The following is a 22,427-nucleotide window of genomic DNA, read 5'->3' as shown; positions in this document are numbered from 1 at the left end:
TATGAAATGTTATCTAACTATTGACTTTGGTAGTACATATACAAAGTTAACAGCGATAGATTTAGTAGGAGAAAGAATTCTAGCAACTGCTAAAGATATAACAACTGTAGAAGATGATATAATGATTGGTTTTGATAAAGCTTATGAGAAACTTGTAAAAGAAATTGAGAAAGAAGTTCCAATATCACAAGTTGAATTTGTGGACAAAATAGCATGTTCATCAGCAGCTGGTGGATTGAAAATGGTTGCAATCGGATTAGTTCCAGAACTGACAGCTGAAGCAGCGAAAAAAGCAGCTTTAGGAGCAGGGGCAAGAGTTATGAAAACATACTCATACGAATTAAACTCTCGTGAGATGGAAGAGATTAAAAACTCTCCAATAGATATAATTCTTTTAGCTGGTGGAACAGACGGTGGAAACAAAGAGTGTATAATACATAATGCTAGATTATTAGTTGAGCATGATATAAGAAAGCCAATTATTGTAGCAGGAAATAAAGCAGCATCAGACGAAATAGAAAGAATTTTTTCTGAAGCAGGATTAGATTATTATATGGCTGACAACGTTATGCCAAAAATAAATAAACTTAACGTTGAACCAGCTCGTGAAGAAATAAGAAAAGTATTCATGAATAAAATAATAGAAGCAAAAGGAATGAAGAAGGCTGAAAGTTTTATCAGTGGAATATTAATGCCAACTCCAGCAGCGGTATTAAAAGCGGCAGAAGTGCTATCTGAAGGAACAGATGAAGAGGATGGAATAGGAGATTTGATAATAGTTGATATTGGTGGTGCAACTACTGATATTCATTCTATTGGAAAAGGTGATCCGTCTAAACCTGGAGTTCTGTTAAAAGGATTAGAAGATCCTGTTGCAAAAAGAACTGTTGAAGGAGATTTAGGAATGAGATATTCGGCAATCTCTTTATTGGAAGCAGCTGGAACTAGAAAAATAAGAAATTATTTAAATGATGTAGATAAAAAATGGGATGTAAAAGGTCACTGTAACTACAGACATGATCATATAAAAATGGTTCCTCAAACAAAAGAAGAAATTTTGTTTGATGAGGCAATGGCTAAAGTAGCAACAGAGTTATCGATGACTAGACATTGTGGAGTTTTAGAGTGTATATACACTCCTATGGGAACAATGTTTAATCAAAGTGGTAAAGATCTTTTAAATGCACCTTATATAATAGGAACTGGGGGAGTTATCGTTCATAGTGAAAATCCGAGAGGGATTTTAGAAGCAGGAAAATTTAATCCAGCAGAACCGATATATTTAAAACCAGAAAATCCAAAATTTATGGTAGATAAAACATATATTCTATCATCTATGGGATTATTAGCTCAAAAAGAGCCGGATTTAGCGATAAAAATAATGAAAAAATATCTGATTGAAGTATAAGTTTTGAGGAGGAATCTGATCAATGAATTTAAAATTTAAAAAATGGACTGATGAAGAGTTCTTTAAAGTAAGAGAAGAGGTTTTAAAGCAGTGGCCAACAGGGGCGGATGTAAATTTAGAGGAAGCTGTAGCTTATCATAAAGCTTTACCTGAGCACAAAAACTTCGCTAAAAAATTAATAGATGCAAAAGCAAAAAATATAACTTTAGCTCAACCAAGAGCAGGAGTTGCTTTAATTGAGCAACATATTGAGTTATTAAATTTCTTAGATAAAGAGGGTGGAGCTGATTTATTACCATCTACAATAGATTCTTACACAAGACAAAATAAATATGAGAACTGTGAAAAAGGAATTGAAGAGTCTAAAAAAGCAGGAAGATCATTATTAAATGGATTCCCAGGTGTAAACCATGGAGTTAAAGGTTGTAGAGAAGTTGTAGAAGCAGTAAACTTACCTTTACAATTAAGACACGGAACTCCAGATGCTAGATTATTATCAGAGATAATGTTAGCTGCTGGGTACACATCAAACGAGGGTGGAGGAATATCTTATAACATTCCTTACGCAAAATCAGTAAGTTTAGAGCAAACAATAAGAGATTGGCAATATTGTGATAGATTAGTTGGATGGTACGAAGAGCAAGGAGTTTCTATCAATAGAGAACCATTTGGACCATTAACAGGAACATTAGTTCCACCATCAATCTCAAATGCTGTTCAAATCATTGAGTGTTTACTAGCTGCTGAGCAAGGAGTTAAAAATATCACTTTAGGATATGGACAATGTGGAAACTTAGTACAAGACGTTGCTGCAGTAAGATCTATGATGGAGCAAGCTGAAGAGTACTGTAAAGAGTTTGGTTATGAAAATATGCAATTAACTTCTGTATTCCACCAGTGGATGGGAGGATTCCCTGAAGATGAAGCTAAAGCCTTTGGAGTTATTTCAAATGGAGCATCAGCAGCAGCATTAGCAGGAGCAACAAAAGTTATCGTAAAAACACCTCACGAGGCTATTGGAGTACCAACAAAAGAAGCTAACGCAATGGGAATCAGAGCAACAAAAATGGTATTAAACTTATTAAGAGGACAAAATTTACCAAACTCTGAAGAAGTTCAATTTGAAAAAGATATGATAAAAAGAGAAGTTAAGCAAATTATTGATAAAGTACTTGAGTTAGGAAATGGAGATTTAGCAGTAGGAACTGTTAAAGCATTCGAGCAGGGAGTTTTAGATATTCCGTTTGCACCATCAAAGTATAATGCAGGAAAAATGTTACCAGCAAGAGATAATAATGGAATGATCAGATATTTAAATGCAGGAAACTTACCTTTATCAGAGGATATAAAAGCTTTCCATACTGCTAAATTACAAGAAAGAGCAGATTTTGAAGGAAGAGAAATAAGTTTCCAAATGACAGTAGATGATATATTTGCTGTAGGAAAAGGAACATTAATTGGAAGACCAGCAACAAAATAATTTCTATAAAAATAAAAAAATATTATTTAAAATTTGATTTATTATAAAAGTTAGGGAGAGAGATCTCCCTCGTAAAAATCAGGAGGAATTAAAATGAGAATAGTTGATGTAGTATGTTCAGCAGGAAAAACAGGTTTTTACTTTGATGACCAAAGAGCTATAAAAAAAGGAGCAGGGCATGATGGATTTGCTTATGTAGGAGAGCCAGTAACAGAAGGATTTACTTCAATTAGACAAGCTGGAGAAGCAATCTCTGTACAATTAATATTAGAAGATGGTCAAGTAGCATTTGGAGATTGTGCAGCAGTACAATATTCTGGTGCGGGAGGAAGAGACCCATTATTCCTAGCTAAAGATTTTATTCCAGTAATTGAAAAAGAAATCGCTCCAAAGTTAATTGGAAAAGAGTTAGATAACTTCAAATCATTAGCTGAAGAGTTTGATGGAATGTTATTAGATGGAAAAAGATTACATACTGCTATAAGATATGGAATTACTCAAGCTTTATTAGATGCTGTAGCAAAAGCTAGAAAAGTAACTATGGCTGAAGTTATTCAAAAAGACTATAATACAGGTCTAGAAATTTCAAAAAGACCTATATTCACTCAATCAGGAGATAACAGATACGAGAATGCAGACAAAATGATTATAAAATCTGCTGATGTTTTACCACATGCTTTAATAAATCATGTAGAAACAAAATTAGGTAAAAATGGAGAGTTATTACTTGAGTATGTTGGATGGTTAAGAGATAGAATAATCCACTTAAGAGATTCAGAAGATTATACTCCTATTTTACATATAGATGTATACGGAACAATTGGAGCAGCATTTGATGGAGATACAACAAAAATGGCAGACTATTTACAAACATTAGTAGATGCAGCAAAACCATTTAAATTAAGAATTGAAGGTCCTATGGACGTAGAGGATAGAGATAAGCAAATTGAAGCTTTAGCAGCATTAACAGCTGAAGTAGATAGAAGAAACATGGGAATCGAGTTAGTTGCTGATGAGTGGTGTAACACTTATGAGGATATCGCAGCTTTTGCTGATGCTAAAGCTGGACATGTAGTTCAAATAAAAACTCCAGATTTAGGAGGAGTAAATAACATAGCAGATGCAATTCTTTATTGTAATAAAGTAGGAATTGGTTCTTACTGTGGAGGAACTTGTAACGAGACTAACAGATCAGCTGAGGTTACTACAAACATAGCTATGGCATGTGGAGCTCTTCAAGTTTTAGCAAAACCAGGAATGGGTGTTGACGAAGGATACATGATTGTATTCAACGAAATGAGCAGAGTAGAAGCTTTAGTAAACAGAAGAAAGTAATAGACTTTTAATTCTGGGAAAAGGTGGGGGTCTCCTACCTTTTCCTTTAATTTTATAGAAAATTCTAAGAGGTGAATAGAATGACAATAAATAAACCCGCTAAATGTGGAACATTAGAGTCTAATGATATATTTATAATGTTAACTCCAAGTGAAAATGGAATAAGTATTGAATTAGAAAGTGTTGTAGAAAAGCAGTTTGGAAATCATATAAAGATGGTTATTGAAGAGAAATTAAAAGAGATGGGAATTACTTCAGTTTTAGTAAAAGCTCAAGATAAAGGAGCTTTAGATTATACAATAAGAGCTAGAATTGAGGGAGCTGTTAAAAGAGGTTGTTAAATATTCCTTTTAAGGTGAGGTGTTAGTGTGAAATTAAGAAGAACAATGTTATTTATGCCTGGAAATAATCCAGGGATGCTACAAACAGCAGATACATTTGGAGCAGACTCAGTAATATTTGATTTAGAGGATGCAGTTGCTTTAACAGAAAAAGATGCAGCAAGAATATTGGTAACAGAAGCTATGAGAACGATGAATTATGGAGAAACAGAAGTTGTAATAAGAATAAATCCTTTATCATCTCCATTTGCAATGACAGATATAGATAAGATGGCTAGATTAAAGCCAGATGCAATACTGCTTCCAAAGGCTACTCCAGAAGATATGGAGATTTTAGAAAAAGAGTTAGAAAGAATTGAAAAAGAGGAAGGTTTTGAAGTAGGAACTATAAAAGTTCATGCTTTAGTAGAGACAGCTTACGGAGTGGAAACTGTTTATGAAACAATAAAGTCTTCTAATAGAATTCAAGCTGTTTTATTAGGTGGAGAAGATTTAGCAGCAGATTTAGCAGTAAAAAGAACTAAAGATTCGGAAGAGTTATTTTATGCTAGAACAAAGGTAGTAAACGCTTGTAAAGCATTAAAAGTAGATGCAATAGATACACCTTTTACTGATACAAATGATTACGAAGGATTAGCTGCAGATTCGAGAAAAGCTAAAATGTTAGGATTCTCTGGAAAGTTAGCTATAAATCCAAGACAAATAGATACAATTCATGAAGTGTATTCTCCAACAAAGCAGGAGATAAATCATGCTTTAAGAGTTATGGCAGCAAAAGAAGAAGCGGAAAAAGAAGGATTAGGAGTGTTCTCTTTAGATGGAAAGATGGTTGATCTTCCAATTATAAATAGAGCTATCCAAACTTTAGAAATTGCTGAAATGATTGGATTATTAGATTAATTTAGGGTGAGGTGTTCTAATGAAAAATATTTTAGGAAGAGAAATTCCTGAATTTATAGAAGGATATGGAAACGTAAAACAATATAAAGGGTATCTTTCAAATAAAGATGGAGTAATAAAAAAGGATTTTAAATTTAAAACTATATCTGTTCGAGATTCGAAATTACATACAGATTTAAATAAATTAATGGATAAATTACCATTGAAGGATGGGATGGTAGTTTCGTTTCACCACCATTTAAGAAATGGGGATTTTGTTTTAAATATGGTAATGGAAGAGATTGCAAAAAGAGGATATAAAAATATAACAATAGCAGCAAGTTCTATATTTCCTTGTCATAAAGGATTAGTAAAAATGATAGAAGATAAGGTGGTAACTCAAATATATGCAGCATATATATCTGGACCAGTAGCCGAAGCTATATCTCAAGGAAAGTTAGAAAGACCTGCTATAATGCATACACATGGTGGAAGAGCAAGAATATTTGAATCAGGAGAGAGAACTATTGATATTGCATTCATGGCAGCTCCTACAAGTGATGAATACGGAAATATAAATGGTGTAGATGGGAAATCAGCTTGTGGAGCATTAGGATATGCACATACAGATGCAGAGCTAGCGAATATAGTTGTAGCTATAACAGATAATCTAGTTGAGTATCCAAACACAACAATTGAAATAAATCAAACTTTAGTGGATTATGTTTTAGTTGTAGATGCAATAGGAGATCCGAAAGGAATTGTATCAGGAACAACTCAAATAACTAAAAATCCAATAGGATTAAAAGTTGCAGATTTAACAGCAAAATTTATTGAGGAATCTGGATACTTAAAGAATGGTATGAGTTTTCAAACTGGTGCAGGAGGAATATCTTTAGCTGTAGCAGCACAGTTAAAAAATATAATGAAGCAAAAAGAGATTTGTGGAAGTTTTGCATCTGGAGGAATAACAGGATATATTGTTGATATGTATAAAGAGGGATTGTTTAAAGCTTTGTTTGATGTTCAATGTTTTGACTTAGATGCTATAAAATCAGCTAAGGAAAATCCAGCACACATAACGATGTCAGCATCAATGTATGCTAATGCAAACAATAAAGGAGCAGTTGTAAATAAGTTAGACGTTGTTATTTTAGGAGCTACAGAGATTGATACAAACTTTAATGTAAATGTAACAACAGGATCTAATGGAGTTATAATGGGAGGATCAGGTGGACACTCTGATACAGCTGCAGGTTCAAAATTATGTATAATAGTATCACAGCTTGTTAACTCTAGAATATCTGTTGTAAAAGATAAAGTTACAACATTAACTACACCTGGTGAAACAGTTGATATTCTTGTAACTGAAAGAGGAATTGCTATAAATCCTTTAAGAAAAGATTTATTAGAAAAATTTAAAGATTCTAAACTTCCGATAAAAACAATAGATGAGTTAAGAGAAATAGCTAGAAATATGACTGGACAAGAGAATGAAATTGAATTTGAAGATGAAATAGTTGCAGTTGTTGAATATAGAGATGGTACTGTTGTAGATACAATAAAAAAAGTAAAATAAAGTTTGTGGAGAAATATTTCTCCACTTTTTTTATTCAATTATAGGAATAAAATATTCTTATATAAAAATAAAAAATAAAATAAAAAATTCTTGATTTTGGAATTGATATGTTGTAATATATGTCTGTAAAGGAGGATATATGATTGAAAATATTATAAAAAGTATGAAAAATAACTTATCTGAAAGTGAAAAAACAATTGCTACATATGTTGTTAAAAATAAAAATTTGATAGGAGAGATTACTTCGACAGAGTTAGCTAAAAAAATAGGAGTAAGTCAATCTTCAATTATTAAATTTATAAAAAAAATAGGATTTTCAGGATATATAGCATTTAAATTACAATTAGAAAGAGATTTAGAAAATAAAAAAAGTTCATCAAAAAATAAAATACATAGTGATATAGACTTAGAAGATTCTTTAGAAGAGGTTACAAAAAAAACATTAGCAGAAACTATAGAAGCTTTAAATAGTACTGTGGGAGTAATTGATTATAAAAATTTTGAAACTATTATAGAAAAAATTAGAGAAAGCGGTCGTATTTTAATAATAGGTGCGGGAATGTCATCTATTGTAGCTAGAGATTTAGAGTTAAAATTAATGAAAATAAAAATAGATACTGTTCACTATGATAGTAAACAGATGCAACTTATGAAACTTTCAACGATGAATGAAAAAGATTTAGTTATAGCAATATCTCATAGAGGAGAAACGCAAGAAGTTTTAGATGTTGTAAAAATTGCTAAAGATATGAAAGTTTGTGTTGTATCAATAACATCAATTGGCAAAAATAGTCTTTCTTCTTTAAGTGATTATAATATTGGGGTTGTTTCTAAAGAAAGTATATTAAGAAGTTCAGCAATTTCATCGAGAATGGCGCAAATGATAATACTAGATAGTATTTTTTTAAGATTAATGCAAAAAGATTATAGAAAAGTAAAAAAATATATAGAAAAAAGTAAAAAAATAGTGGGATGGGTGGAGAAATAAATGGAAAAGATATTGGAAGGAAAAACAACAGAAACAAGAAATTTAAAGAGTATGAACATGGATAGTATGAGTATAAAAGAGATTCTAACACTTATAAATGAAGAAGATAAAAGAGTTCCAGAAAGTATTCAAGAGGTTATTCCAAAGATTGAGAAAGCTGTAAAATTAATAATAGAAGCTTTTAATAATAATGGAAGATTGATATATATGGGAGCTGGAACAAGTGGAAGATTAGGGGTTTTAGATGCTGTGGAATGTCCTCCAACGTTTGGAGTAGATAAAACAAAAGTAATGGGATTGATAGCAGGAGGAGAAAAAGCTTTTGTAGAAGCTCAAGAAGGGGCTGAAGATTCTAAAGAATTAGCTATAGAAGAGTTAAATGAAATAGAATTGACATCAAATGATATAGTTTGTGGAATAGCAGCATCAGGAAGAACACCTTATGCAATAGGTGGAATTGAATATGCAAAAAAGTTAGGTTGTAAAACAATAGCAATTGCGTGTAATAAGAGAAGTAAAATTGGAGAGATAGCAGATGTGGCAATAGAGGTAGAAGTAGGTCCTGAAGTTTTAACAGGGTCTACAAGAATGAAAGCAGGGACAGCTCAAAAATTAATTTTAAATATGATTAGTACTGCTTCAATGACAGGGATAGGAAAAGTTTATGAAAATTTAATGGTAGATTTGAAAATTACTAACATAAAGTTGCAGGAGAGAGCAAAAAATAACGTGATGCAAATAACGGGGTGTAGTTATGAAGTCGCTCAAGAAGCATTAGAAAAAGCTAATAATCAAGTAAAAGTAGCAATTGTAATGGTTTTATTAAAATGTAATAAAGAAGAAGCATTAGAAAGATTAAATGAATCTAAAGGTTTTATAAGAGAAGCAGTAAAATAATATCAAGGGGAGAGTAAAATGGATAATCAATCAATTGCAAGAGAGATAATTGAAAAATTGGGGTCAAAAGATAATATAGTAGTTATAAATAATTGTATGACAAGAGTAAGAGTTTCTGTTAAGGATAACGATAAAGTAGATTTTGAAAACTTAGATGAAATTCCAGGAGTTATAAAAGTAATAAAAGATGATACTATTCAAGTAGTTGTAGGACCAGGAAAAAGTAAAAAAATAGCAGATGAAATGAAAAAACTTTGTGGAGAAATATCAGCTAGTAATGATGAATGGAAAAAAACAAAAGAGAGTGTAAAGTCAAAGCAAAGTAAATTCTCTTCAGTATTAAGAAGATTAGCAAATATATTTATTCCATTAATTCCAGCGATAATAGGAGCAGGTCTTTTAAATGGGATAGCAGGATATTTTCAAAATGTATACACGGCAGAAGGAATAAAAGATATGCCTATGTGGATAACATTTTTTCAAACTTTAGGTAGTGGTTTATTTGCATATTTCGCAATATTTGTGGGTATAAATTCAGCTAATGAGTTTGGAGCAACACCTGCTTTAGGTGGAGTTATTGGAGCAATAACAATAAGTGGTAATATAAATATATTTTCAAAAGCATTGGGATTATATAACGCAGAAGTACCGTTAAATAGTATTTTAATTCCAGGTAAAGGTGGAATAATAGGTGTAATAATAGGTGTTGCAATTTTAGCTTGGGTTGAAAAGCAACTAAGAAAAATTATACCAGATTTTTTAGATACAATTTTAACTCCTATGATTTCATTATTAATAGTTGGAACATTAACAATATTTGCAATAATGCCTTTTGCAGGAGTAGTTTCAGATGGAATTATAAAAGTATTTTCATTTTTTATAATGAGTGAAGGACCGATGGCGATAATAGGTGGATTTATATTAGCAGCATCGTTTTTACCTCTATTAATGGTTGGATTACATCATGGACTAATACCATTTTATATGGTTCAACTAACACAATTTGGAAGTATCTCGTTATTTCCTATACTTTGTATGGCAGGTGGAGGACAAATAGGTGGAGCTGCAGCAATTTATATAAAAGCAAAAAATAATAAAAAACTAAGAGATATAATAAGATCTGCAATGCCAGTTGCAATATTAGGAATAGGAGAACCGATGCTTTATGGAGTAACACTTCCGTTAGGAAAACCGTTCATAACAGCTTCAATAGCAGGGGGAATAGGTGGAGCATTTTTAGCAGCTACAAAAGTACAAACAATAGCATTTGGACCAGCAGGAATAACAGCTATTCCATTAGTTGTTCCAGGAAAAATTTTATATTATATAATTGGATTAGGAATATCTTATATAGCAGGATTTATAATAACGTATTTCTTTGGAATTCCAAAAGATATTGATGAAGCTATATAAAAAAATAAAAAAATAAAACTTTTTTTTAAAGATCTTTGTCTAAAAGATATAATAAAGAAAAAAGTGTTATAAAAATAAATAATCCCCCCGTATTAAAAGAACCTCTTAAAAGAGGTTCTTTTAATTTTTTTAATAAAGGAAATGTGATAAAATTAGAAAAGAATATATTGGGAGGGATTAGATGATTATAAAATTTATAAATAAAATAAAAGATTATATAAATGAGTTACAACTGACTCATTTTTATAGTCAAATGAAGGGAGCTTTAGAAAACTACAAAAGATCAAATTCAAACTTATGGGCAAATACCTTATGTTATTTTACAACATTATCTTTTATACCTGTTTTAGCGATAGCGTTTAGTATTGGAAGATGGTTTGGAATAGATAATTATTATCTTAAGCAACTAACGGAGAGTTCGCCGTTAAATGAGGAGACAGTAAATCTTATACTAGAAACAACTCAAAATTTGCTCCAAAATACTAGAAGTGGAATTATTGCTGGAGTAGGATTTTTATCATTAGGTTGGGTTATCGTATCAATGTTTTCTGTGATTGAAAAAGCATTAAATAGCATATGGGGAATTAGAAAAACAAGAGGTGTTTTTAGGAAAGTGACTGATTATTTTATTGTTTTTTTAATGTTACCAGTAAGTGTGATTGGAGCGAATATATTAACTAACCTAAAAACTGACATATTTTACAGCAAACATATAATACAATTAATAGCACCATATTTAGCATTGTGGATATTTTTTGTATTTTTTTATACTGTTCTTCCAAATACAAAAGTAAATTTGGTTCCAACTCTTTGGAGTAGTTTTATAATTTCATTTTTGTTAAATCAAAGTAATATGTTATTAGTAAGATTACAGATAATAATAACAACATATAATAAAATCTATGGAAGTTTTTCAGTTCTGTTACTTTCCTTAATATGGTTAAAAATTGTATGGTTTTTAATTTTAATAGGAGCACACTTTTCATATATTTTACAAAATAGAGATAGTTTAGGAAAAATTGGAATAATAAAAAAAATAAATTTTATTTCAAAGTATAAAGTTGCTCAAAAAGTATTACTAGCATTGATGGAAAATTATTTAAAAAATAATAAACCAATATCTGCTATAGAGATATCTGAAAGTTTAAAAATACCGACAGAGTTAACTAGAGGAATTTTAGATATGTTAAAAAAAATGGGCTATATTTCAACGATTGAATGTGAAACAACAGATGAAAAAAATTATAAACTAACAATGAGTGTAGAGATAATAACATTTAAAAAACTATATGAAGATATGGAAAATTTTGGAGAAAATTATGTGATAGATGAAGTTAAATTTAATGAAAATTTAAAAATAATTGAATATTTTAAAAATATTTGATTGACAAAGTTTTTAAAATGTAATATATTTTTCTTGCATAATATAATGTAGGAGGAATTTATGAAAAATAAAATAAACGAGATGCTGGTAAATGATGAAAAGGCTTCTTTAAATAAAATAGCTAAAGAATTAGATATTTCAATAATTGAAGTTTTAAGAGAGGCACCAACTGTAAAAAAATATGATACAGAAAAAATCGATGACTTGTTCGATATATTAAGAGGGTGGGAAAAGGTATTTTTATTAGTTGTTACTCCAAGTTTTGTATTAGAAATACAAGATAAGTTTCCAAAAGGATTTTATGCTCATGGATTCTTGAATTTCCACGATAAAAATTCAACAATAGGCGGACATTTAAGTGTGGGAAAAATAAAAGAGATTTTTTTAGTAAAAGATATAATGTTTGGAAGAGAGAGTTATTCTATAAAATTCTTTGGAGAGGATGAAAGGGAGATATTTGCAGTGTATGTTCCAAGAAATGAGAAGAAAGAGTTAATTGAAGAGTGTTTAGAAAGTTTTAAAAGTTTATAAAAATAAAAATAGGGAAAAGTTATATTAGCTTTTCCCTATTTTTATTTTATTTGTACTTAGAAATAATATCTAAACTAAATTCAGTAGCTTTATTTAAATCCAATTGATCTGGATGTGATTTAGCATCTTCCCATCTTTTTTTTCTTTCTTCGTTTGGAGACATTTTGTGATCAGATGGAAGTGTTGATAACCAAGAGATTAACTTTGGATCAATGGCTCCTTGACAAAAGTATCCGCCTAAAATATTGTTATTATTATTTTTTAATAGAGTTTCAATGTTGTTAACACAATCTTTAGCATGTTCAGAGTGTGGATAAGCACCTAAAGTAAAGAAGTATGCAACATTTTTATCAAAAATTTGTTTAGCTAAAGTTAATGCTGTTTGATCAAAAGTGGCCCTGTCAATCCAACCTCCTACAAAAATTAAATCATAATCTAAGTTTACAATTTCAGAGATAGGTAAAAGGCTAGCAGTTGGAATACCTTTATGAATAGCTTGAGCTATTTTTTCTGTATTTCCAGTTTTTGATGAATATGTAATAAGTATTTTCATAAAATTAAAATCCTCCCATTATTTTTGATTAAATTTAAATTCTTTATAAAAGTATAGTTTTATTGGTTTGTTATTTAAAGTTACAGTAGTTAATTTCCACTTATTTAAAGTTTTTTCGACTTCTTTTTGGAAACCTAAACTATCTTTATCACTGTAAAATTTAATATCTTCAATTTCACCATTTAATCCCACAAGAAATCTAACCTTAATAGAAACTTCTTTAGTGTATGATACTCTTTTAGCAGCTAAAGGATACTCTGGATCAGGTTGAGAAATAAAAGAATATTTAAGTCCTTGGACCCCTTGATTTTTAGCAGCAAATACACCTTGTGAGAGCTCAATTAAATCAGTATTAGTATTTGTAGGTGTATTTGTATTTTCTGATTGTTGAGATTTTTTAGTGAGTTCGTTTTTCTTTTTTTCTAAAACTTTTTTAGGTTTAGAATTTTTTTTATTCTCTTTCTTTATAACTTCTCTTTTTTTCTCCTCAATTTTAGTTTTATCTATTTTTTCTTCTACCTTTTCTTCTAAAACCTCTTTTAGAATTTCATCTGATGACTCAGTTGGTTGCAATTGTGGAGTTATTTGCATTGAATTGAAATTAACAGAGATAGATGGAGTACTAAAATCATTCCCAATATTATTAATTTCAAAACTTTTATTTGAATCTAAAGAAAAACCAAAAATAAATATAAATATATGTAAAACTATTGAAAAAATAAAAAACTTCATAATTCCTCCAAAAAATAAGTAGTAAATTCACAATGATTATAACAAAAAATATTTTAATTATCAAATTATTTATAAAAAAATACTTTGTTTGAAAAATATATTGACTATTTAGTACAAAATCATTATAATAACTTTGAATGTCAAAATATTTAATTTTAGGAGGGAATGTATGATAGATATAATCAAAGCAGGAGGACCATTAATGTCTGTAATAATATTTTTATCAGTAGCAGGTCTTAGTGTGATATTAGAAAGAGGATATTACTTCTTTAAAAATGAAAAAGATAACGGAGAACTTTTAATAAATCATTTAGAGAAATTTATTAAAAATAATGAAAGAGAAAGAGCTATAAAAGCATGCGATTGCTTTAAAAATACATCGGCAAAAGTAATGAAAACAATTTTAATAGAATACAATGGTGAAAAAATGAATTGTTGCACTTATGATTATTTAGAAGAGAAAGCAAGAGAGTGTGCTTTAAGAGAGATGCCAAAATTAGAAAAAAATATGTGGATTTTAGCTTTAGCAGCTAATGTAACTCCGTTAGCAGGATTATTAGGAACTGTAACAGGAATGATTGGAGCATTTACAGCTATGTCAAAACATGGAGCAGGAGATCCAACAGTTCTAGCTTTTGGAATTTCTCAAGCCTTAATCACAACAGCATCAGGTTTAATCGTAGCGATACCGGCTTTAATATTTTATAACTTCTATCAAAAAAAAATTGAGAAAGCATTAGTTGATATGGAAAAAAATGTAGTTGAATTTATAAATATTTTAAGAAAGATGTAGGTATAGAATATGTTTAAATCAAAAGGGTTTATGAATTATCAAAGAAAACAATTAACACCAGATTTAACTCCATTAATAGATGTAGTATTTTTACTTCTGATATTTTTTATGGTTGCTACAACATTTGATGATATGAAGGGTATCAAAATAGATTTACCTAAATCAGAGGTTTCTGAAATAATAGAATCTATTGATAAAATTTCAATTTTAGTTGCAAGTAATGGAGAGCTAAAAATAAAAATAGACAAACAAAAAGAGAGTTCCATAGTAGATATAAGAAAAGATGAATTGCAAGAAAAAATAAAAAATACAATTGTACTAATGGAAAATAAAAGAGTAGCAATATTAGCTGATAGAGGAATCGACTATGGAGATGTGGTAGATATAATGTCAGATATAAAGTTGGCTGGAGCACAAGCAATAGATATAGAGACTAAAGGGAAGTGATTAAATAATGCATTTTGAAACAAGATATAAGAGTCATCATAATTCTAGTGGATTGATAGGAAAGTATTATCCTCAAAAAAGAGTTACAGAGGAAGAGTTCTTAAACAGATTAAAAGAGGAACCTAAAGATGTTCCAAGAGCGATATATGTTCACACACCATATTGTGATAAAATTTGTTCGTTTTGTAATTTAAATAGAGAGCAATTAAGTGGAAGTTTAGATTCTTATGCAGATTATATAGTTAGTGAATTTGATAAATATGGAGATTATAGATATTTTAAGGAAAAAAGTGTAGATGTAATATATTTTGGTGGAGGAACTCCAACAGTTTATAAAAATAATCAATTGGAAAAAATACTTCAAAGTGTTAATAGAAATATAAAATTTTCTACAGAATACGAATTTACTTTAGAAACAACATTACATAATTTAAATGATGAAAAAATAGAGTTAATGAATAAATATGGAGTTAATAGATTATCTGTGGGTATTCAAAGTTTCTCAGATGAAGGAAGAAAATTTTACAATAGAACGTATTCGAAAAATGAAACAATAGAAAGATTAATTCAATTAAAAGAAAAATTTAATGGAGAAGTTTGCATAGATATTATTTATAACTATCCAACGCAAAAAATAGAGGATGCTATAGAGGATGCTAAGATTATAAAAAAGTTAGATTTAGGAAGTTCAAGTTTTTATTCATTAATGGTTCATGAAGGGTCAACATTATCTCATGACATAAAAGATGAAAAAGTTAAAGTTCAAGAGGATTTAAAAAAAGAGAGAGAGTTACATGATGCGTTTATAAAAGAGTTAACTAAAGATAGTGATTATTACGCATTGGAGTTAACAAAAATAGCAAAAAAAGGAAGAGATAAATATAAATATATAAAGACTAGAAACTTTGGAGGAGACACTTTTCCAATTGGAGTTGGAGCCGGAGGAAATGTTGATAATATATCTATTTTTAGAATGAAGAAAGAGATGTCAATGTTTGTTGAAAAAAGTGATTATCAACAAAGATTGGATAAATTTAGCGGATTATTTCAATTTCCACAAATAGATAAAAATATAGTAAAAGATATATTAACATCTGAAGAAATGATAGCTTTTGAAGAATTGCTATTTGAGTTAAAAGAGAATAATTTTATATTAGAAGATAAAGAACATTATAAACTAACTGAAGATGGCTTATTTTGGGGTAACAATATATCTAGAGAGATTTTAACAACAGTTGTTGAAAAAACTTTAGGGTTAATAAAAAAGTAATGGAGAGGGATTAAAATTATGAACAAAAGAATAGCAGTACTAAGTTTAATAGTAACAGCTTTAAGTTATTCAAATGATGATTTTTTCTATGAAGAAGCTAATAAAGGGGTTAAATTAAATGAAAGTGTGATTTCAACAACGGGGTTTGAAACAGCACAAAGAAATGTAACAAATACAGTAACAGTTATTACAGCTAAAGATATAGAGGAAAAGAATTATCAATCTGTATCAGAGGCTTTAAAAGATGTACCAAGTGTCAATTTAATAGGAGATCCAAAAGATCCAATAATTGATATGAGAGGGCAAGGAAGTAAAGCAACAGCAAATGTACAAGTTTTAATAGATGGTGTAAGTGTAAACTTATTAGATACATCTCATGCAAAAACACCAATTAATACAGTTCCAGTTGAAAATATTGAAAAAATTGAGGTTATTCCAGGCGGGGGAGCCATTCTTTATGGAAGTGGAACAAGAGGTGGAATAATAAATATTGTGACAAAATCAGGAGCAGGTTATACAGGAGGTTCTGTTTCAGGAGAGCTAAATACTTTTGGTGGGAAAAAAGGTGAGGTTTCTTATGGAACAACAGTTGGAGATTTAGGTATAAGTATTAATTATACTAAGAATGATTATAAAGGATTTAGAGATGGAGATGAATCAGATTCAGAGTATTTTGAGGGAAGTTTAAAATATAAAATTGATGAAAATCAAAGTTTTGTCTTTAAGTACTCGAGATATAAGGATGACGCAACATCACCTAGAGCTCTTACAAAAGAGATGTTATCAAATCCTAAAAGTAATGGTCTTGTTGGTAAATATGATGAGTTAATTGTTAATAATACTAAGAAAGACGAATTTACAGGAAAATATGAATACAAATTTAATGAAAAAGTAACTTTAGACTTAGTTGGATTTTATCAGAAAACAGATATATATAATGAAAATAATTATGAAAAAATGAGTTATAGTGTTAAAAATTATATGGATTATACTGATGAAAAGATAGGATTTAAACCAAAATTAAAAGTTAGTTATGGAGAATCAAGCAGTTTAATTTTAGGGTATGACTATATAAATAACAACTTAAAAAGAGATAGTCAAATGGATATGTTTAGTTCAGAAAAATATAAAAATGATTTAACTAAAGATACTCATAGTATGTTTATTTTAAATAGAAATGCAATTGGTAAACTTGAATTTACTCAAGGTGTAAGATATGAATATGCAGATTATAAAACTGATAGATCATATAAAAAAAGTTCTTTATCAAGTGGGACAACAACATCAGATACAAGTATAAATAGAAAAACAACTATGGAAAATATGGCTTATGAATTAGTAGGAAACTATTTATATTCAGAGACAGGAAATATCTATATTAAGGGAGAAAAGGGATTTACTTCTCCAACACCTTCACAATTAGTAGATAAAATAGATGGAGCATATATTAATAATGATTTAGATTCAGAAACATATATAACATATGAAACAGGTTTTAAAGATTATATATTTGGAAGTTTTATAAGTGGAGCAATATATTTAACTGAAACAAATGATGAAATAGCAACAGAAAATTATAGTGGAATGAATTTTAGAAATTATAATATTGGAAAAACAAGAAGATACGGTTTAGAGTTAAATGCAGAGCAATATTTTGGAAATCTAACAGTAAGAGAAGGGTATGCTTTAGTTAAGACAAAAATATTAAAAGATCAAGATAAATCAATTGAGGGAAATGAAATAGCAGATGTTCCTACAAATAGATTTAATATAGCATTAGATTATAAGATAACTTCAAAAGTTAATGTTATTTGGGATACAGTTTATTCATCAGGTTATTATTTAAGTAATAAAAATACAGAGGGTAAACAGAATGAAAATATTGTGACAAATTTAACATTAAATTATAGACCAATTGAAAATTTAAGAGTTTATACAGGAATTAATAATATATTTAATGAAAAGTATTATAACTCTATAAGTTCAGATGGTAAAGAGTATAATCCAGCTGCAGAGAGAAGTCTTTACGCAGGATTTAAATACAATTTCTAAAAAATAGGAGAATTAATATGAAAAAACACATATCGTTAATATTAATTCTGGGAATAATACTAACAGGAACACTTTCTATTGGTTTAGGAAGTGTTTCTGTACCATTGGAACAACTATTTTCCATAAGTACAGCACCAGATTATATAAAAACAATAATTTATGATATAAGATTACCGAGAATAGTAATGGCATTATTAATAGGAATGATGCTTTCATCAAGTGGAGTAGTAGTTCAAGCAGTATTCCAGAATCCACTAGCTGATCCATATATAATAGGAATTGCAGCAAGTGCTACATTTGGAGCTGTGATAGCATACGTATTTCAATTACCAGATATTTTTTATGGAGTACTGGCATTCTTATCATGCTTAATAAGTACGTTCATTATATTTAAGTTATCAAATAGAAGTGGTAAGGTTGATATAACAACTCTTTTAATAGTAGGAATAGCTGTATCAGCTTTTATAGGTGCTTTTACATCTTTTGCTATGTATTTAATAGGAGAAGAATCTTTTAAGATAACTATGTGGTTAATGGGATATTTAGGAGGAGCGACTTGGACAAAGGTATTTTTACTTATAATTCCATTAGTTTTTTCTTTAATATTTTTTTACTTACAAAGAAATCAATTAGATGCATTATTGTCAGGAGATGAAGAAGCTAACTCTTTGGGAGTTGACGTCCATACATTGAAAGCAAAAGTATTAACAGTATCAGCATTAGTTGTAGCATTTTCAGTTGCTTTTTCAGGAATGATTGGTTTTGTAGGATTAATTATACCTCATTCAATAAGAATGTTAGTAGGACCATCTAACTCTAGATTAATTCCTAACGCTGCCTTGGCAGGAGGATTTTTTCTATTAATTTGTGACACAATAGGAAGATTGTTTTTAGCACCTGTTGAGATTCCAATTGGAGTTGTTACGGCATTTTTTGGAGCTCCATTTTTCTTATACTTAGCATTTAAAGCTAAAGGAGGAAACTAATGGGTGTAAGAGTAAATAATCTGTCATTTTCTTATGGAGAGAGAGAGATCTTAAAAAAATTAAAAGTTAATATAACTAAAGGGAAAATGACTGGGATATTAGGACCAAATGGTTGTGGTAAATCAACATTTTTAAAGAATATATTAGGATATTTAAATCCAAGTGAAGGGGATATTGAATTTAATGGAAAGGAAACAAAGGAGCTTTCCAAAAAAGAGAAGGCAAGATTGGTTTCTTTAGTTCCACAAAAGTCAAACTTAATGACAAATATGTCAGTAAAGGATTTTGTTTTAATGGGGAGACTTCCTCATTTAAAATCTAGTTGGGCAGGATATTCATACGAAGATAGAAGAAAAGTTGAGGATAATTTAAAGTTTTTAGGATTGGAAAAATTTTCTGAAAGAGTAGCGATTAGTCTTTCTGGAGGAGAGTTTCAAAGAGTTTTATTAGCAAGAGCTTTAACTCAAGATCCAGAAATTCTATTATTAGATGAGCCAACTTCAGCTTTAGATTTAAATCATGCAGTTGAATTATTAAATAAGGTAAAAAGCTTAGTGGCTGAAAAATCTTTAACAGGAGTAGCAGTATTACATGATTTAAATTTAGCTGCCATGTTTTGTGATGAACTTATTATGATGAAAGATGGAGAGATAAAATATCAAGGAACACCATCCGAAGTTTTAACAGAAGAAAATTTACAAAAAGTTTATAATTTAAAGGCTAAAGTTATAAAAGATGAGAGTGGAATACCGTATATTATTCCATTAGTTTAGGAGGAAAGATGAAAAGAGTAATAACATTAATTTTTACTATTTTAATTAGTAATCTAGTTTATGCTTTAAAAATAGAAAATGATTTTATTATAGATTCAAGAGGTAATAAAATAGAAAAGAAAGAGTATAAAAAAGTTTTAATATTAGATCCGGCAGCAGTAGAAGCATTTTATTTAATTGGTGGAGAAAATAATATAGTAGCAATAGCAGACACTGCAAAAAATCCAATTTGGCCACAAGAAAAAACAAAGGATTTACCAAAAGCAGGAACAATAATGAAACCTTCAGTAGAACAAGTTTTAATGTATGGCCCAGATTTAGTAATACTAAATACTATGTCTGAAAGTTTTGGAGAAAGTTTAAAAGCAAGGAAATTAAACTTTATAATTAATGAAGCTAATTCTTTTGAACAAATCTTAAATAATTTAGAAATATATGGAGTTATAACTGGAAAGGAAGAAAATATAGATAGATTAATTGATAGTTATAATTTAAAATTAAAAATGATAAAAGAGAAAATAGCAGAAAAACCTTTAAATATAAAGGGAGGATTTTTATTTTCAACATCTCCAATGATGGTATTTAGTCCAAATTCATTACCAGGTCAAATTTTCGATACTTTAGGGATAGAAAATATAGCAAAAGGGTTACCAGGTGGAAGACCAATATTGTCGCCAGAATTTTTATTAGCAGAAAATCCGGATATACTTGTAGGTTCAATGGCTATAAAAAATAAAAATGATATTTTAAATAGTAATCCAGTTGTAAAACAAACAAAAGCGGGACAAAAAGGGAATATAATGATAATTGAATCAGATAAAATACTAAGAGGAACGCCTAGAGTGATTGATGCTTTAGAGGAGTTATACAAGGAGTTATCAAATGTTAAATAGTATTTTCAAGTACTATTTAAAAGAAAGAAAACTGCTAACTTATTTTTTAGTTAGCAGTTTTTTTGTGACCGTACTAGATTTATATGGACCGATAGTTGTCCAAAATTTAATTGATAACTCAATTCCCGAGAAAAATTTAAATGAATTTTTTATGTTCTCAGCTTTTTTATTAACACTTTATATTATAAGATTATTTTTATCAATTTACTCTAGTTCAAGAGGACAGTTGATGGGAAATAGAATAAAATTTTTTATGAGAGAAGATTTATTTAAAAAAATATTAAATCAACCAGATACATATTTTATGAAAAATCAAAGTGGAGATATCATATCAAGAGTTACAAATGACTTAGAAAATGTTTCAGCTCTTTTATATAGAGGACTAGAAGATTTTTTATTTTCAATATTATCAATAGCCGGAGCTATGGCTTTAATGGCTACTTTTAATTTGAAGTTAACTTTAATAACAATGATTCCATTACCAATAGCCATATATTTTACAATAATTCAAAATAAGAAATTAAAATATGGCTACATAGAAGTAAGAGAAAGATTTTCTAAATTAACATCAAGAATTCACGATTCGTTGAAAACTATATTCTTTATAAAAGATAATGTCCTAGAAAAAGATACTTTAGAGAAGTTTTCAAGTAAAAATAAAGAGTTATTAAGTGTAGAAAAAAATAATATATTTAATACATCAGCTTTAATGTCCGGTATTAATTTTTATAATCAACTTACTCAACTTATTGTTATATTTATAGGTGGATACATGCATATAAAAGGTGAAATAAGTTTTGGAGTTATTGTGAGTTTTATATTATTGACTAATAGATTTAGGGTGTATCTTTTAAGACTTATGGGACTTGTAGATGTATTTCAAAGAGGAGCTACAGGAATAAGCAGGTTTTTAGAAGTTATGAATATTCCAAATATTAAAGATGGAAATACAATTATAGAAAAAAATATAGATAGTATAAAGGTAGATGGATTAAATTTTGCATTTGATAAACAGGAAGTTATAAAAAATTTATCAATAACTATAGAAAAAGGAGAAAAAGTAGCATTTGTTGGAGAGAGTGGAGTAGGAAAAACAACAATATTTTCACTTTTAAAAAGAACATTTTTACCTGAAGAAAATACAATTTTTATAAATGATTTATGTATCCACGAGGTAGATAGAAAAAGTTTATTAAATAGAATAGCGATAGTCGATCAGAGAGATAGTTTAATGAATGAAACAATATTAGAGAATATAAAAGTGGTAAAAAGAGACGCAACAAAAAAAGAGATAGAAGAAGCATTGGAATTAGCTGAATTAAAAGAGTTTGTAGAAAGTTTAGAAAAGAAAGAAAATACAAAACTAGGTCAAGGTGGAATTGAATTAAGTTCAGGACAAAAGCAAAGGTTATCAATGGCAAGATTATTTTTAAAAGACCCAGAAATCATATTTTTAGATGAAGGAACTTCAGCCTTGGACAATATTTTAGAGAAAAAAATAATGGATAATATTCTACAGAAATTTGAAGATAAAATAATAATTTCAATAGCTCATAGATTAAATACACTTAAAAATTTTAACAAAATTGTAGTTTTAGGTAAAGATGGAATTAAGGAAATAGGCGATTTTCAAAGTTTAATTGATAAAAAAGGTGTATTTTTTAATATGTACAAAGCTGGAAACTTATAAAAT

Annotated in this window: 21 protein-coding genes; 19 read left to right on the top strand and 2 right to left on the bottom strand. The window is 29.1% G+C overall.

The annotated features are described in order from the left end of the window. Nucleotide 1 precedes the first annotated feature (1 nt). The 11 genes from glmL to hutX all read left to right on the top strand — a co-directional run bounded on the left by glmL (nucleotide 2) and on the right by hutX (nucleotide 12,235). Nucleotides 2–1,408, top strand: coding sequence for a methylaspartate mutase accessory protein GlmL (gene glmL / locus MKD34_RS06460; RefSeq protein ID WP_240218781.1), 1,407 nt, complete (start codon nucleotides 2–4; stop codon nucleotides 1,406–1,408). Between the two features lie 22 nt (nucleotides 1,409–1,430). Then, a complete protein-coding gene (locus MKD34_RS06455; RefSeq protein WP_023050118.1) occupies nucleotides 1,431–2,888 on the top strand; it encodes a methylaspartate mutase subunit E in 1,458 nt (485 codons plus the stop codon). Between the two features lie 93 nt (nucleotides 2,889–2,981). Beyond that, entirely contained in the window at nucleotides 2,982–4,223 is a 1,242-nt protein-coding gene (locus MKD34_RS06450; protein WP_023050117.1) for a methylaspartate ammonia-lyase, read from the top strand. An 80-nt stretch (nucleotides 4,224–4,303) separates the two neighbouring features. After that, nucleotides 4,304–4,564 (top strand): citrate lyase acyl carrier protein, encoded by a 261-nt coding sequence (gene citD, locus MKD34_RS06445; RefSeq protein WP_185891177.1) that lies wholly within the window; start codon nucleotides 4,304–4,306, stop codon nucleotides 4,562–4,564. 27 nt (nucleotides 4,565–4,591) lie between these two features. Beyond that, nucleotides 4,592–5,464, top strand: a complete 873-nt coding sequence (locus tag MKD34_RS06440) for an HpcH/HpaI aldolase/citrate lyase family protein (protein WP_040406552.1) — start codon at nucleotides 4,592–4,594, stop codon at nucleotides 5,462–5,464. A 19-nt stretch (nucleotides 5,465–5,483) separates the two neighbouring features. Then, nucleotides 5,484–7,022: a citrate lyase subunit alpha gene (gene citF / locus MKD34_RS06435; RefSeq protein ID WP_240218780.1), complete on the top strand. Its 1,539-nt coding sequence runs from the start codon at nucleotides 5,484–5,486 to the stop codon at nucleotides 7,020–7,022. A gap of 139 nt (nucleotides 7,023–7,161) precedes the next feature. After that, the gene (locus MKD34_RS06430) at nucleotides 7,162–8,010 is read left to right on the top strand and encodes a MurR/RpiR family transcriptional regulator (RefSeq protein ID WP_240218779.1); all 849 of its coding nucleotides are present in this window, start codon (nucleotides 7,162–7,164) and stop codon (nucleotides 8,008–8,010) included. Next, entirely contained in the window at nucleotides 8,011–8,907 is an 897-nt protein-coding gene (gene murQ / locus MKD34_RS06425) for an N-acetylmuramic acid 6-phosphate etherase (protein WP_240218778.1), read from the top strand. An 18-nt stretch (nucleotides 8,908–8,925) separates the two neighbouring features. Further along, nucleotides 8,926–10,320, top strand: a complete 1,395-nt coding sequence (locus MKD34_RS06420) for a PTS transporter subunit EIIC (RefSeq protein WP_240218777.1) — start codon at nucleotides 8,926–8,928, stop codon at nucleotides 10,318–10,320. A 181-nt stretch (nucleotides 10,321–10,501) separates the two neighbouring features. After that, complete coding sequence (locus tag MKD34_RS06415; protein WP_240218776.1) at nucleotides 10,502–11,704, top strand: YihY/virulence factor BrkB family protein; 1,203 nt, start codon at nucleotides 10,502–10,504, stop codon at nucleotides 11,702–11,704. A gap of 60 nt (nucleotides 11,705–11,764) precedes the next feature. Next, nucleotides 11,765–12,235, top strand: coding sequence for a heme utilization cystosolic carrier protein HutX (gene hutX / locus MKD34_RS06410; RefSeq protein ID WP_240218775.1), 471 nt, complete (start codon nucleotides 11,765–11,767; stop codon nucleotides 12,233–12,235). Between the two features lie 46 nt (nucleotides 12,236–12,281). Here hutX and MKD34_RS06405 read toward each other — a convergent pair whose 3' ends face one another. Together MKD34_RS06405 and MKD34_RS06400 are read right to left on the bottom strand one after the other, a co-directional pair. After that, nucleotides 12,282–12,788, bottom strand: a complete 507-nt coding sequence (locus MKD34_RS06405; RefSeq protein WP_240218774.1) for a flavodoxin family protein — start codon at nucleotides 12,786–12,788, stop codon at nucleotides 12,282–12,284. Nucleotides 12,789–12,806: 18 nt separating this feature from the next. Then, nucleotides 12,807–13,520: an energy transducer TonB gene (locus MKD34_RS06400; RefSeq protein ID WP_240218773.1), complete on the bottom strand. Its 714-nt coding sequence runs from the start codon at nucleotides 13,518–13,520 to the stop codon at nucleotides 12,807–12,809. A 169-nt stretch (nucleotides 13,521–13,689) separates the two neighbouring features. Here MKD34_RS06400 and MKD34_RS06395 point away from each other — a divergent pair, with 169 nt between their 5' ends. From MKD34_RS06395 to MKD34_RS06360, 8 genes are read left to right on the top strand one after another with little or no spacing between them, the layout of a single operon-like run. Then, nucleotides 13,690–14,313 (top strand): MotA/TolQ/ExbB proton channel family protein, encoded by a 624-nt coding sequence (locus MKD34_RS06395; protein WP_240218772.1) that lies wholly within the window; start codon nucleotides 13,690–13,692, stop codon nucleotides 14,311–14,313. A gap of 9 nt (nucleotides 14,314–14,322) precedes the next feature. Continuing rightward, the gene (locus tag MKD34_RS06390) at nucleotides 14,323–14,760 is read left to right on the top strand and encodes an ExbD/TolR family protein (protein WP_240218771.1); all 438 of its coding nucleotides are present in this window, start codon (nucleotides 14,323–14,325) and stop codon (nucleotides 14,758–14,760) included. Nucleotides 14,761–14,767: 7 nt separating this feature from the next. Continuing rightward, a complete protein-coding gene (locus tag MKD34_RS06385; protein ID WP_240218770.1) occupies nucleotides 14,768–16,030 on the top strand; it encodes a radical SAM protein in 1,263 nt (420 codons plus the stop codon). Between the two features lie 18 nt (nucleotides 16,031–16,048). After that, nucleotides 16,049–18,082, top strand: coding sequence for a TonB-dependent receptor (locus tag MKD34_RS06380; protein ID WP_240218769.1), 2,034 nt, complete (start codon nucleotides 16,049–16,051; stop codon nucleotides 18,080–18,082). Nucleotides 18,083–18,099: 17 nt separating this feature from the next. Beyond that, nucleotides 18,100–19,068: a FecCD family ABC transporter permease gene (locus tag MKD34_RS06375; RefSeq protein WP_240218768.1), complete on the top strand. Its 969-nt coding sequence runs from the start codon at nucleotides 18,100–18,102 to the stop codon at nucleotides 19,066–19,068. Continuing rightward, a complete protein-coding gene (locus tag MKD34_RS06370) occupies nucleotides 19,068–19,841 on the top strand; it encodes an ABC transporter ATP-binding protein (protein WP_240218767.1) in 774 nt (257 codons plus the stop codon). Before MKD34_RS06375 ends, MKD34_RS06370 begins: the two co-directional genes overlap by 1 nt. 8 nt (nucleotides 19,842–19,849) lie before the next feature. After that, nucleotides 19,850–20,734 (top strand): ABC transporter substrate-binding protein, encoded by an 885-nt coding sequence (locus MKD34_RS06365; protein WP_240218766.1) that lies wholly within the window; start codon nucleotides 19,850–19,852, stop codon nucleotides 20,732–20,734. After that, complete coding sequence (locus MKD34_RS06360; RefSeq protein ID WP_240218765.1) at nucleotides 20,724–22,424, top strand: ABC transporter ATP-binding protein; 1,701 nt, start codon at nucleotides 20,724–20,726, stop codon at nucleotides 22,422–22,424. The genes MKD34_RS06365 and MKD34_RS06360 overlap by 11 nt, the downstream gene beginning before the upstream one ends. Nucleotides 22,425–22,427: the final 3 nt, after the last annotated feature.

The sequence above is a fragment of the Cetobacterium somerae genome (assembly GCF_022430525.1).
Classification (GTDB): Bacteria; Fusobacteriota; Fusobacteriia; order Fusobacteriales; family Fusobacteriaceae; genus Cetobacterium_A.
Note: the sequence above shows the minus strand (reverse complement) of the source record. Positions and strands in the feature narration are given on the sequence as shown.

Excerpts from the sequence above, each read along its gene's own strand:
- murQ (WP_240218778.1), top strand. The coding sequence starts at position 8,011 with ATGGAAAAGATATTGGAAGGAAAAACAACAGAAACAAGAAATTTAAAG.
- hutX (WP_240218775.1), top strand. The coding sequence starts at position 11,765 with ATGAAAAATAAAATAAACGAGATGCTGGTAAATGATGAAAAGGCTTCT.
- MKD34_RS06430 (WP_240218779.1), top strand. The coding sequence starts at position 7,162 with ATGATTGAAAATATTATAAAAAGTATGAAAAATAACTTATCTGAAAGT.
- citF (WP_240218780.1), top strand. The coding sequence starts at position 5,484 with ATGAAAAATATTTTAGGAAGAGAAATTCCTGAATTTATAGAAGGATAT.
- MKD34_RS06415 (WP_240218776.1), top strand. The coding sequence starts at position 10,502 with ATGATTATAAAATTTATAAATAAAATAAAAGATTATATAAATGAGTTA.
- MKD34_RS06420 (WP_240218777.1), top strand. The coding sequence starts at position 8,926 with ATGGATAATCAATCAATTGCAAGAGAGATAATTGAAAAATTGGGGTCA.
- MKD34_RS06400 (WP_240218773.1), bottom strand. The coding sequence starts at position 13,520 with ATGAAGTTTTTTATTTTTTCAATAGTTTTACATATATTTATATTTATT.
- MKD34_RS06405 (WP_240218774.1), bottom strand. The coding sequence starts at position 12,788 with ATGAAAATACTTATTACATATTCATCAAAAACTGGAAATACAGAAAAA.
- MKD34_RS06450 (WP_023050117.1), top strand. The coding sequence starts at position 2,982 with ATGAGAATAGTTGATGTAGTATGTTCAGCAGGAAAAACAGGTTTTTAC.
- MKD34_RS06360 (WP_240218765.1), top strand. The coding sequence starts at position 20,724 with ATGTTAAATAGTATTTTCAAGTACTATTTAAAAGAAAGAAAACTGCTA.
- MKD34_RS06365 (WP_240218766.1), top strand. The coding sequence starts at position 19,850 with ATGAAAAGAGTAATAACATTAATTTTTACTATTTTAATTAGTAATCTA.
- MKD34_RS06395 (WP_240218772.1), top strand. The coding sequence starts at position 13,690 with ATGATAGATATAATCAAAGCAGGAGGACCATTAATGTCTGTAATAATA.
- citD (WP_185891177.1), top strand. The coding sequence starts at position 4,304 with ATGACAATAAATAAACCCGCTAAATGTGGAACATTAGAGTCTAATGAT.
- MKD34_RS06385 (WP_240218770.1), top strand. The coding sequence starts at position 14,768 with ATGCATTTTGAAACAAGATATAAGAGTCATCATAATTCTAGTGGATTG.
- glmL (WP_240218781.1), top strand. The coding sequence starts at position 2 with ATGAAATGTTATCTAACTATTGACTTTGGTAGTACATATACAAAGTTA.
- MKD34_RS06375 (WP_240218768.1), top strand. The coding sequence starts at position 18,100 with ATGAAAAAACACATATCGTTAATATTAATTCTGGGAATAATACTAACA.
- MKD34_RS06455 (WP_023050118.1), top strand. The coding sequence starts at position 1,431 with ATGAATTTAAAATTTAAAAAATGGACTGATGAAGAGTTCTTTAAAGTA.
- MKD34_RS06390 (WP_240218771.1), top strand. The coding sequence starts at position 14,323 with ATGTTTAAATCAAAAGGGTTTATGAATTATCAAAGAAAACAATTAACA.
- MKD34_RS06380 (WP_240218769.1), top strand. The coding sequence starts at position 16,049 with ATGAACAAAAGAATAGCAGTACTAAGTTTAATAGTAACAGCTTTAAGT.
- MKD34_RS06370 (WP_240218767.1), top strand. The coding sequence starts at position 19,068 with ATGGGTGTAAGAGTAAATAATCTGTCATTTTCTTATGGAGAGAGAGAG.